At 34.9% G+C, this 8,896-nt stretch carries 9 protein-coding genes, 1 tRNA gene and 1 pseudogene; 7 read left to right on the top strand and 4 right to left on the bottom strand.

Annotated elements, in window-relative coordinates:
- The 7 genes and pseudogenes from ACJMLZ_RS07740 to ACJMLZ_RS07770 all read left to right on the top strand — a co-directional run.
- Positions 1-292 (top strand): annotated as a pseudogene (locus tag ACJMLZ_RS07740) (V-type ATP synthase subunit K); the annotation flags it as partial.
- 13 nt (positions 293-305) lie between these two features.
- Entirely contained in the window at positions 306-923 is a 618-nt protein-coding gene (locus ACJMLZ_RS07745) for a V-type ATP synthase subunit E (RefSeq protein ID WP_405305052.1), read from the top strand.
- A gap of 15 nt (positions 924-938) precedes the next feature.
- Positions 939-2,093, top strand: a complete 1,155-nt coding sequence (locus tag ACJMLZ_RS07750) for a V-type ATP synthase subunit C (RefSeq protein ID WP_405305054.1) — start codon at positions 939-941, stop codon at positions 2,091-2,093.
- A complete protein-coding gene (locus ACJMLZ_RS07755; protein WP_405305056.1) occupies positions 2,090-2,407 on the top strand; it encodes a V-type ATP synthase subunit F in 318 nt (105 codons plus the stop codon). Before ACJMLZ_RS07750 ends, ACJMLZ_RS07755 begins: the two co-directional genes overlap by 4 nt.
- On the top strand, positions 2,404-4,146 hold the full coding sequence (locus ACJMLZ_RS07760; RefSeq protein ID WP_405305057.1) for an ATP synthase subunit A: 1,743 nt from the start codon (positions 2,404-2,406) through the stop codon (positions 4,144-4,146). The genes ACJMLZ_RS07755 and ACJMLZ_RS07760 overlap by 4 nt, the downstream gene beginning before the upstream one ends.
- A gap of 2 nt (positions 4,147-4,148) precedes the next feature.
- Complete coding sequence (locus tag ACJMLZ_RS07765; protein WP_405305058.1) at positions 4,149-5,540, top strand: V-type ATP synthase subunit B; 1,392 nt, start codon at positions 4,149-4,151, stop codon at positions 5,538-5,540.
- Positions 5,541-5,567: 27 nt separating this feature from the next.
- Positions 5,568-6,248 carry a V-type ATP synthase subunit D gene (locus ACJMLZ_RS07770; protein ID WP_405305059.1) on the top strand — a complete coding sequence of 227 codons (681 nt, stop codon included), beginning with the start codon at positions 5,568-5,570 and terminating at the stop codon, positions 6,246-6,248.
- Positions 6,249-6,514: 266 nt separating this feature from the next.
- Here ACJMLZ_RS07770 and ACJMLZ_RS07775 read toward each other — a convergent pair whose 3' ends face one another.
- The 4 genes from ACJMLZ_RS07775 to ACJMLZ_RS07790 form a co-directional block, all read right to left on the bottom strand.
- Positions 6,515-7,699 carry an ATP-grasp domain-containing protein gene (locus ACJMLZ_RS07775; RefSeq protein ID WP_405305060.1) on the bottom strand — a complete coding sequence of 395 codons (1,185 nt, stop codon included), beginning with the start codon at positions 7,697-7,699 and terminating at the stop codon, positions 6,515-6,517.
- Between the two features lie 29 nt (positions 7,700-7,728).
- Positions 7,729-7,800: transfer RNA gene (locus ACJMLZ_RS07780), tRNA-Gln, on the bottom strand.
- Positions 7,801-7,861: 61 nt separating this feature from the next.
- Positions 7,862-8,248: a DUF1284 domain-containing protein gene (locus ACJMLZ_RS07785; RefSeq protein ID WP_405305061.1), complete on the bottom strand. Its 387-nt coding sequence runs from the start codon at positions 8,246-8,248 to the stop codon at positions 7,862-7,864.
- Between the two features lie 45 nt (positions 8,249-8,293).
- A complete protein-coding gene (locus ACJMLZ_RS07790; protein WP_405305062.1) occupies positions 8,294-8,893 on the bottom strand; it encodes a biotin transporter BioY in 600 nt (199 codons plus the stop codon).
- Between the last annotated feature and the right edge of the window lie 3 nt (positions 8,894-8,896).

Raw genomic sequence — 8,896 nt, forward strand, 5'->3', positions numbered from 1 at the left:
TTTCTTGGTTGCAATCTTATTATTAGTATTCTCAGGATTATTAGGTGGAGGACAAGGATTACCTACTGAAGCAGGTATTGTAGCTATTGGTGTAGGTGCATCCATTGGTTTTGCTGGTTTAGGTTCCGGTATGGGACAAGGTATGGCAGCAGCATCCTCTGTTGGCGCTATCGTTGAAGACAATGATATGTTTGCTCGTGGTATTATCTTCTCTGCATTACCAGAGACACAAGCTATTTACGGTTTCTTGATTGCTATTTTACTTATGGTATTCGGTGGAATCTTAGGTTAAGGAGGCAATTTATATGAGCTCAGGCACAGATAAAATTGTTTCAAGCATTATGTCTGAAGCCCAAGAGAAAGCTGATGTAATCATTCAAGACGCTAATGCAGAAGTTTCACAAATTACAGCAAAAGCTGAAAAAACTGCAGAAGCAGAAAAACTTAAAATTTTAGATAATGGTAAAAAACAATCTGATATGAGATATCAGCAAATTATCTCTGAAGCTAAGATGAATGCTCGTAGAGCAAAATTAGGCGCTAAAGAAGAAGTAATTGAAGCGGCTTTCAATCAAGCAACTGGAGAATTAAAAGCAATCGCTGCAGAGGGCAATGAGGATTATGAACATTCATTATCCAAAATGATTAAAGAAGCTGCTGATGAAATTAATCGTGATGATTTAATTATCCATTTAAACGAAGCCGATACAAATAAATTTAAACAAGATTTATCTTCAACTGGTTCAGATTCTTTTGAATTGGATGGTTTCAAGTTCACTTTAGGTGAACCTATTAAGTCCATTGGTGGAGTTATCCTAAAAACCAGTAATGGAGATATCGAAGTAAATAATACTATTGAAGCTAGATTGGAAAGATTTAAAAGTATCTTACGTAGTGAAGTTGCTGAAATTTTATTTAAATAATTAGGAGGATAAATTATGGCAGATGAAATTGCTACCTTAATAAGTTCTGTTGGACTTACACAAGAAACATTTCTTGTATTTTGTATTATAGCAATACTTGTTGTAGGTGCAGTCGTTGTAATCATTACATCTAGACCAATTTTGGATATTTATCCTTATCTTAACCCAAGTTCAAGAGTAAGAGCTAGAAAAGGAAGATTATTTGATGAAAAACAAATTTCTGAAATTGTTGAAACCAACAATATTGAAGAAGTTGAAAATTATCTCAAAGGTATTCCTGAATATGCTGATGTTTTAGATGAGTACCCACTCGATAAAGCATTAGATGTTGAACGTGCTAATACTTATGACTTTGTTGCCAGATTAGCTCCTAAAGATATTAAGGACCCATTTGTTGTGATGTCTAAAAAAGCAGACATCGATAACATTAAAAGTCTTTTAACCGCTAAGGAAGTTGGTCTTTCAGCTGAAGAAACAAGAGAATTATTAATCCCTTGCGGATCATTATATAGTGATTTGGAATCCTTGGCTGATGCTGATAATGTAACTGACATTGTCACAAGTTTAGATAACACAGAATATGCAGCAGTTTTAGAAGATGCTCTTCCACAATATGAAGATACTAAAATGATTCTTCCATTAGAATCTGCTTTAGATAAATATTATTTGGGCAAATTATTACGTTCTACTGATGTTCCTTCTGATGAGAATAAACAGATATTATATTCTTATGTTGGAACTCAGGTTGATGTAGCTAATCTTAAACTAATTATAAGGGCAAAAGAAGATGGCCTTGATTATGATGCAATCTCTCCTTATATATTAGAAGAAGGATACCAATTACGTGAATGGAAACTTAAAGATTTAATGGAATCTCCTGATGTTACTAATGTAATATCTGGATTAGAAGGAACAAAATATGCTGATGCATTGACTGACGTAATGCCGGTTTACAATGAAACTGGTTCAGTTGCAGTATTTGAAAAAGCATTAGATGTTTACGCTTCCGAATATTCAAAATCTTTAGCATCTAAAAAACCATTAGGTATTGGTCCAATTATTGGTTATTTAAGTCAAAAAGAAAATGAAATTAAAAATTTGAAAATTATTGCAAGAGCAAAAAGAGAAGCAGACTTCCCTAATTCTAAAATCATGGAGATGTTAATATGAGTTCAGTAGCAATTATTGGTGATATTGACACCGTTTCAGGATTTAGACTTGGTGGTGTTAAAAAGGCTGAAGTAGTAAATACTTCAGAAGAAGCTATTGTGGCTTTTGATAAATTTTTCGAAGATGAAATTTCAATTATTATAATTACTCAATTATTGGCAAATGAGATAAGGGAACATATTAACAGAAAAATTGGTTCTGAAGTATTGCCAATGGTAATTGAAATACCTGATAAAGACGGATCCTCTGGCGGATCATCTGATCAAATAAATGACCTTATTAAAAGAGTTATCGGGGTAGAGATGGTTAAATGATTATTGAAGGAAATATTATTAAGATTGCTGGGCCTGTTATTGTCGCAGATGGTATGAGAGGGGCTCAGATGCTTGAGATGGTTAGGGTAGGTGACGAGAAGCTTATCGGGGAAATCATTGAGCTTGAAGGTGACACCGCAACTATCCAAGTATATGAAGAAACAGCCGGTATCCAACCGGGTGAAGTAGTTGAATGTACTGGTGGAGCATTGTCAGTAGAACTTGGTCCTGGTATCATGAGTTCTATTTATGACGGTATTCAAAGACCTTTAAGAATTATCAGAGAGGAATCTGGTGATTTTATTGCAAGAGGTATTGATGTAGACTCTATTAACAAAGAGAAAAAATGGGCTTTCAAACCAGTCGCAAAAGTTGGAGATGTTTTACAAGCTGGAGATGTACTTGGTGAAGTACAGGAAACCACTGCAGTTTTACACAAAATTATGGTTCCTCCATCTCTTGAAGGTGAAGTTACTGAAATTGCAGCTGAAGGGGAATACACTGTACTAGATGATATCGCTACTGTTGGTGGCGAAAAAGTACAAATGCTCCAAAAATGGCCTGTAAAAAGAAGCCGTCCATATGTAAGAAAATTAGACCCTGATATACCTTTAGTAACTGGTCAAAGAGCACAAGACACTTTCTTCTCTGTAGCTAAAGGTGGGGCAGCAGCTATTCCAGGTCCTTTCGGATCAGGTAAAACAGTTACACAACAACAATTAGCTAAATGGGCAGATGCTGACATCGTTGTTTATATTGGATGTGGAGAACGTGGAAACGAAATGACAGAAGTACTTACTGAGTTCCCATTCCTTGACGACCCTAAAACAGGTAATCCATTGATGGACAGAACTGTTCTTATTGCAAACACTTCTAACATGCCGGTAGCAGCTCGTGAAGCATGTGTATATACTGGTATTACAATTGCTGAATACTACCGTGACCAAGGTTACGATGTAGCGCTTATGGCAGACTCAACTTCAAGATGGGCTGAAGCTATGAGGGAAATTTCAGGAAGATTAGAAGAAATGCCTGGGGAAGAAGGTTACCCTGCATACTTAGCATCAAGATTAGCTCAATTCTACGAAAGAGCTGGAAGAGTAGAAACCATTGGTTCAGAACCACATATTGCATCTATTTCTGTAGTTGGTGCAGTATCTCCTCCTGGTGGGGACTTATCCGAACCGGTTACTCAAAACACATTACGTATCTGTAAAGTGTTCTGGGCGTTAGATGCATCCCTTGCGGACAAACGTCACTTCCCTTCAATTGACTGGTTGCAAAGTTACTCATTATATGTAGACAGTATTGAAGGCTGGTGGGCTGAAAATGTAGCTGCAGATTGGAGAGCAACTCGTGACCAAGCTATGAGTTTATTACAAAAAGAATCCGAGTTACAAGAAATTGTACAATTAGTTGGTCCTGATGCATTACCTGAAACTGACCAAGCTACCTTGGAAACTACCCGTATGTTAAGAGAAGACTTCTTGCAACAAAATGCATTTGATGATGTAGATACATACTGTGCACCTGATAAACAGTACAAAATGTTAAAAACCATTCTTTTATTCTACAAAGAATCTCTTGCAGCAGTTAACAGAGGAGCTCCAATTGCAAATATTGTAGCATTACCTGTTAAAGAAGACATAGGTAAAATGAAATACATACCACAAGATGTATTTGATGAAAAAATTGCAGAAATTCAAGCAGCAATTACTAAACAATGCAGTGAGGCTTAAAAATGAATACAAATATTAAAACTAGAGAATATACTACTGTATCTGAAGTCTCAGGTCCTTTAATGGTTGTTGAAGGAGTAGAAGGCGTTGGTTACAATGAAATTGTAGATATTGAAACACCAACTGGTGAAAAAAGAAGTGGGCAAGTTCTTGAAGTAACCAAAGATGTTGCTGTTATCCAAGTATTCGAAGGAACAAATGATTTAAACACTAAAGATACTAAAACAAGATTCACTGGTCAAACCGCAAAAATCGGTGTATCCCGTGACATGGTTGGACGTATCTTCAACGGTATTGGTAAACCTATTGACGGAGGACCAGAAATTATTCCTGATGAAGAATTAGATATTAACGGAGCACCAATGAACCCTGCTTCCCGTGAATTCCCTGAAGAATTTATTCAAACTGGTATCTCTACCATTGACGGTATGAACACATTAGTAAGGGGACAAAAACTTCCTATTTTCTCAGGATCTGGTTTACCTCACAACGATTTAGCTGTACAAATTGCAAGACAAGCAAAAGTATTAGGCGCTGACGATGAGTTTGCGGTAATTTTCGCAGCTATGGGTATTACAAACGAAGAAGCAAACTTCTTTATGAGAGATTTCGAACGTACTGGAGCTTTAGAAAAATTAACAGTATTCATGAACTTAGCAGACGACCCTGCTATTGAAAGAATCTTAACTCCAAAAATGGCTTTGACTACTGCTGAATATTATGCATTTACCTTAGGTATGCAAGTATTAGTTATCTTAACAGATATGACTAACTACTGTGAAGCTTTAAGGGAAATTTCCGCAGCAAGAGAAGAAGTACCTGGAAGAAGAGGTTACCCTGGTTACATGTACACTGACCTTGCAGGTATCTATGAAAGAGCAGGACGTATTGATGGTAAAGAAGGTTCAATTACTCAGATGCCTATCTTAGTTATGCCTCAAGACGATATTACTCACCCAATTCCTGACTTAACCGGTTATATTACTGAAGGACAGATTGTATTAAGTAGGGAAATTTCCAGGAAAGGTATCTATCCTCCTGTAGACGTACTTCCTTCACTTTCTCGTTTGATGAGTGGTGGTATCGGTGGAGACAAAACTAGGGATGACCACAGTGGTGTATCTGACCAACTCTATTCCGCTTACGCAGAAGGTCGTGAATTAAGAGACTTAGTAGCGGTTGTAGGGGAAGAAGCACTTACTGAAAGGGATCAAAAGTTCTTAGAATTTGCTCAAGCATTCGAAGATCAATTCATTACTCAAAGTAAAGATGAAGACAGAACAATCTTTGAAACCTTAGACCTTGGTTGGAGTTTACTTAAAATCTTACCTAAAGCAGAGCTCAAAAGGGTTAAAGAAGAATTTATTGAACAATACCTTCCAAAAGATGACTAATCTCGTTACAGTAATGTAGGTGGTTAAATGGCACAAGATATTATAGATGGAATTAATCCAACTCGTATGGAATTATTGTCTCTTAAAAATAGGACTAAACTAGCTGTCAAAGGGCATGGTTTGCTTAAAGAGAAAAGAGATGCTTTAATTAAAGAGTTTTTTGATATCTTGGATCGTGTCAAAGGTATTCGTGAAAATGCAGAATTGAGTCTTAAAGAAGCTAATGACGCTTTAATTGAAGCTCAAATTGCTATGGGTGATTTGGCTGTTAGAAAAGCATCATTATCTGTAAAGGAATCTATTGATGTTGAAATTACATCAAGAAGTGTTATGGGTGTTTCCGTACCTGTAACTAATGTTAAAATGGAAGAAAGGTCCATTATTGACAGAGGTTATGGTTTCTCTGACACTACTATTCAATTAGACGAAGCTGCAAAGAAATTCGAGGAATCTCTTAAGTATTTAATTGAACTTGGTGAAGTTGAGAAAACTATTTTCTTACTCGCTGAAGAAATTGAAGCTACCAAACGTAGAGTAAATGCTTTAGAACATATTATGATTCCAAGATTCCAAAATACTGAAAAGTATATTGATATGAGACTCCAAGAAATGGAAAGGGAAAACTTTGTTAGATTGAAAATGATTAGATCAACTATTGAGAAAAATGAAAAGGCTGCTGCCGCAGCAGCTGAAGAAGCTTCAGAATAGAAGCTCTTAATTTTTCTTAATATTTTTCATTTTCTTCTATTTTTTATTATTTTTTAAATTAAAGCTTTAATATGAATTTATTTTTAAAAAAAATTTATTAGATTAAGTTACTGTAAAAATTTTTCTTACTGGAAATGGTGTAAAAATGAGAAGAAATCCAATTGACCAATTTATGAAGGACCCTGACAATAAAGCCAGGGTATTTATGTGGATGACATATGCTATGATTGCAACTACCTTTATGATAACAATTGGAGTAATATTATTTATTCTTCATCTAGTTGGTGTTTTTTAACGAAGCCATTTACTTTTTCACTGGCTGATTCTACTTTTTCATATAATTTTTTAAAGCTTTCATCTTTGTCGATAATTGTTAGCAATGGCTGTGACTTTTCGGTTATTGAACCTATGTGCGGAAGGTCATAGATATTGTCCAAATCTATTTTTTCATATTTCATTCTTGCGGGGGAGTATATGATTTTTTTATAGGAATAATATTTTGCTTCCGGAATATCAATGATTTCACCAAAGCAGGATTTGATGTGGGCATCAAGCATGTTTATTCCAAGTGACATCTCAATGCATTCAAATGTACCTTGAAGCCTAGGATTGATTTCAATTGCATATAGCCCCTTTTCGTTTAAAATGTAATCGACACCATTTGATCCAATCAGGTTGAATCTCCGGGCCAACTTTTCTGATGTGTTTTTCATTTCATCGTTTAATTCATCAATATTTTTAACAGGTGTCATGATTGATTCATCTGTTAAAGGTAGGATGTTCCCAACATAAATGAAACTGTTGTTTTTTTCAAAATCGTTCATTGTCAGCAATCGGGTATTCATGATTGTTTTTGCTTCACTTTTGCTGCACAGCAGCGATGAACTTAAGTTAATTCCGGACACGTATTCCTGGAGGATAAAATCATTCTCATTAAATTCAATTATCGCATCATTATTTAATAGATTTATGTCATACCCTCCACTTCCTTTAACGGGTTTTAAAATAAATTGGGTATTCGGATAATTTTTACTTATTTCAAATGCATCATCTATATCAGTTATACTAAAAGTCAAAGGAGTTAAAAATTCACCTTTTATTTTTTTGTAAAACCGTTGTTTGTTTTCGACATCTTTAACATCCTTATTTCCTAAAATCTTTTTTTGATCTTTTTTTGGAAAGTCATTTGGTGAAACTCCGGAAATGGGGATTATGTAGTCCACCTCATCAATATAGTCTCTTGATATTTCCAGAAGGTGTTGGCTGTCGAAATTATCTTCAAAGCTTCCGCAGCTCACATCATTTTCCTCTTTTAAAACCACTTTCTGATTCTTGATTGTGGGAGTGTCGGAAGTTGAAAAATAACTGGTTGAAAATATAGTATAATTTAGCTTTAATGCGCTGTTAAGCATACTTCTTGTATCTATTCCAATAAGTAATAGCTTTTTCATAAAATATCAATAAAAAATAGTTAATTGAATAGTCCCGAGCGGAGTCGAACCGCCGTCTCCGGGTCCAAAGCCTAGAAGGATTACCACTACCCTACGGGACTATATTTGTTGTAATACAACATTTAATATATCTTTATTATGTAGTATTTAAAAGTATCGGTTTCATAGTTTTTGGTAAAATAAACACTCTTTATGCCACATACATGCAGAACATATTTTACTCACATTTTCTTTTGAATTAAATGTTTTTTCAACTTTTTCAAATAAATCTAAGGCATTATGTTCTTTTGATGAGTTAAGTTTAGACAATACTTCATTATCCATTGATATTATCCTTTCATTTTGAGTTTCATTAATGCACAGATTGTCTTTTAAGTTAGGGCAGGCTTTGCATATATCGTCGGCTTCATTTGTAATTGAAACTGTAGTGTCCCCTAACTTTCTAATTCGGTTGATTTCACTCATGTTTTTGACGAAATCTTCATCATAGCCATATCCTTGAAAGCCCTGAAGACATAATAAGTGATGTCCTCTTAAAATCAGTTTCATAATAATCAGTAAAATAAATAAAAAAAGAAAAGGTTTAAAACCTTTTTAGTCTTTTGGTAAGAATACTTTAGACACTGATGCAGCACCTAAGATTTTAACAATGTCTCCTATAATGAATGGAACAAGACCCATCATTAAAAGATCAACAATGCCCAATGTCGCACCTTGTGTTAAGTTATACCATAATGCTAATCCTGCAAGACCTGGAATATAGATTAATGCAAAGTTTGCAATACCAATAACAATTGCCATTCTTGTGAAACTGCGTGCTTTAGCATATTTTTCGGTGATTGCTCCAATAAAGTAAGATGCAATGACAAATCCAATAAAGAATCCACAGGTTGATCCTAAAAATATTTCAAGTCCGCCGGTCATTCCTCCAAACCATGGGATGAATGCAACACCTAAAACAATATACAATATTTGGCTTAAACATCCATATTTTTTACCTAAAAATAAACCTGAGCATAAAACTGCGAAGGTTTGTGCGGTAATTGGCACTGGAGTCCATGGAAGGGGGATAATGATTTGAGCCATTATACCTGTAAAACATGCCATCATAAATGACATAAGAATTTTAGTAGAAGTACTAGCTTCTTTGATTCTTTCAAAAGCATTTTTTCTAGCACTATTATAATCATCAATATT

The sequence above is a fragment of the Methanobrevibacter sp. genome (genome assembly GCF_045126245.1).
Lineage (GTDB): Archaea > Methanobacteriota > Methanobacteria > Methanobacteriales > Methanobacteriaceae > Methanocatella.

Coding starts and splice junctions, on each gene's coding strand:
- ACJMLZ_RS07745 (WP_405305052.1), top strand. CDS start 306: ATGAGCTCAGGCACAGATAAAATTGTTTCAAGCATTATGTCTGAAGCC.
- ACJMLZ_RS07750 (WP_405305054.1), top strand. CDS start 939: ATGGCAGATGAAATTGCTACCTTAATAAGTTCTGTTGGACTTACACAA.
- ACJMLZ_RS07755 (WP_405305056.1), top strand. CDS start 2,090: ATGAGTTCAGTAGCAATTATTGGTGATATTGACACCGTTTCAGGATTT.
- ACJMLZ_RS07760 (WP_405305057.1), top strand. CDS start 2,404: ATGATTATTGAAGGAAATATTATTAAGATTGCTGGGCCTGTTATTGTC.
- ACJMLZ_RS07765 (WP_405305058.1), top strand. CDS start 4,149: ATGAATACAAATATTAAAACTAGAGAATATACTACTGTATCTGAAGTC.
- ACJMLZ_RS07770 (WP_405305059.1), top strand. CDS start 5,568: ATGGCACAAGATATTATAGATGGAATTAATCCAACTCGTATGGAATTA.
- ACJMLZ_RS07775 (WP_405305060.1), bottom strand. CDS start 7,699: ATGAAAAAGCTATTACTTATTGGAATAGATACAAGAAGTATGCTTAAC.
- ACJMLZ_RS07785 (WP_405305061.1), bottom strand. CDS start 8,248: ATGAAACTGATTTTAAGAGGACATCACTTATTATGTCTTCAGGGCTTT.